The sequence below is a fragment of the Halorubrum sp. CBA1125 genome (assembly GCF_009742825.1).
Lineage (GTDB): Archaea > Halobacteriota > Halobacteria > Halobacteriales > Haloferacaceae > Halorubrum.
Genome location: NZ_WPCE01000300.1, coordinates 1 through 2,223 on the forward strand (window position 1 = coordinate 1; position 2,223 = coordinate 2,223).

Annotated in this window: 2 protein-coding genes; both read left to right on the plus strand. The window is 66.4% G+C overall.

What is annotated here, in order from left to right:
• The first annotated feature begins 187 nt into the window (after positions 1 to 187).
• Positions 188 to 1,123, plus strand: coding sequence for an NAD-dependent epimerase/dehydratase family protein (locus tag GJ633_RS15955; RefSeq protein ID WP_156589562.1), 936 nt, complete (start codon positions 188 to 190; stop codon positions 1,121 to 1,123).
• 322 nt (positions 1,124 to 1,445) lie between these two features.
• Positions 1,446 to 2,048, plus strand: a complete 603-nt coding sequence (locus GJ633_RS15960) for an LURP-one-related/scramblase family protein (protein ID WP_156589563.1) — start codon at positions 1,446 to 1,448, stop codon at positions 2,046 to 2,048.
• Positions 2,049 to 2,223 lie beyond the last annotated feature (175 nt).

Consider the following 2,223-nt stretch of genomic DNA (forward strand, 5'->3'; position numbering starts at 1 on the left):
GGGAGGCGTGAGGTGCGGGGGCGGTCGGCTGGCGCTATGGCGATGTTCACTGCGCCAGCAGCGATTCACGAGCAAGCAGCTGGGGAGTTGGAGACCGACGCCACGCGAGCGGCGCGGGTTATAACCGACGGCTCGTGTTCCGTTGCGATTCCACACGTACTTATTCGCCACCGCCGCAGGAACGCGTATGAATCTCGCCGATTCGCACGTGCTCGTCACGGGCGGCGCCGGCCTCGTCGGGAGCCACCTCGCCGCGAGCCTGCTCGACCGCGGCGCGACCGTCCGCGTGGCCGACGACCTCTCGAAGGGGGCGCGCGACCGGGTGCCGGACGGCGCCGAGTTCGTCGAAGCCGACATGACCGACCCGGACGACGTCGCCGCGGCCCTCTCCCCCGACCTCGACGTCGTCTTCCACTTCGCCGCGTACACGGACACGAACTACGACGACGACCGCGAGCTGTTCGAGGAGAACACCGCGATGACGTACAACGTCCTCGACCGGATGCACGAGGTCGGGGTCGACCGGATCGCGTTCACCTCCTCCTCGACGGTGTACGGCGAGGCCCCGCGGCCGACCCCGGAGGACTACGGCCCTCTGGAGCCGATCTCCATCTACGGCTCCTCGAAGCTCGCCGACGAGGGGCTGATCTCCACGCACGCGCACTCCTACGGGCTCACCGCCTGGGTGTTCCGCTTCGCGAACATCGTCGGCCCCCACCAGCGCGGGAACGTGATCCCCGACTTCATCGAGAAGCTCGACGACGACCCGAGCGAGCTCACCATCCTCGGCGACGGGCGTCAGGAGAAGTCGTACATGCACGTCACCGAGTGCGTCGACGCGATCCAGCACGTCGTCGAGCACGCGGACGACGCGTACAACGTCTACAACCTCGGCACCCGGACGACCACCTCCGTCACCGATATCGCGGACATCGTGAGCGAGGAGCTCGGCGTCGACCCCGCGTACGCGTACACCGGCGGCGACCGCGGCTGGACCGGCGACGTCCCGAAGATGCGCCTGTCGATCGAGAAGCTCGTCGCCCTCGGCTGGGAGCCGTCGATCGAGAGCGACGCCGCCGTCCGTCGGAGCGCCCGCGAGCTGATCGACGAGATCGTCGAGTGAGCGGAACGTGGGCGCTCGTCCCGCCCGCGACGCGGGCCCGGTCGACCGTTCGCCACCGTCGCGACGGCTCGGTTGCGATCCGCAGTAAGGGGAGGAGGGAGCGTGTGACAGTGTCCCTCCACTCGAAGATGTGATTTCAGTTCTCTTAAATATTCGGTGCTACTGCATCGCTCCGACCCACTCTACTCTCCATCGGTCGCTGGTTCACCGCGCTCCTCTCCGTCTTTCTGAGATGTGCTCCGGATTCCCGAATCGATGGTCATCGGACGACATATCGGTCTGAGCAGAAGGCTTATCTCCGACCGTGGGCCACCAGTGATCCATGACTGAGTCCTCCGCGTTCGGATCGGCGTCGACCCCCTACGACATCTCCACGGTCGCGCTCGACGACGACCGCTACGAGGTCAAGCAGTCGGCGATCCGGAACAAGTACGTCGTCCGCGACAGCACCGGCGACGTCGTCTTGCGCGGGAAACAGAAGCTGTTCAAGATGAAAGAGGAGTTTCCGTTCGTCACCGGTGACGACGAGGACGCGTTCACGGTGAAGGCGGGCGGCATTATGGACATCGCCGGGAACTACGCCATCACGGACGCGGGCACCGGCGAGGAGGTCGTCGTCCTCGACGAGGACTTCTCGCTTTTCGTGGAAAACTGGACGATTCGAGACCCCGACACGGGCGAGTCGCTGGCGACCATCCGGTCGAAGAGCAAGCTCCTCTCGGCGCTCCGACACCTCGTCTCCGTGGCGAACCTCGTCCCGAACAAATACGAGATATTCGACGCCGACGGCGCCCACGTCGGCGACATCGAGGGGCAGTTCTCGCTGCGGGACACCTACACGGTCAGCATCGACGACGCCAGCAACGTCCCGAAAGAGGCGGTGATCGCCGCCGCGTGCATCCTCGACGCCCTCGAAAACCAGTGATCCTCGGTCGCTCAATACAGTCCAAGCAATGATCGATTCAGGCGGTGGCGCGCCGGTGAGCGCCCGCGAGGGCGCGAGACGGAGCGCGAGGGACGCGGCGACCGGAGCGAAGCGGAGGGAGTCGCGAGGCTGGGGAGGCGTGAGGTGCGGTCGCGGTGCGGGGTGGAGCGGTACG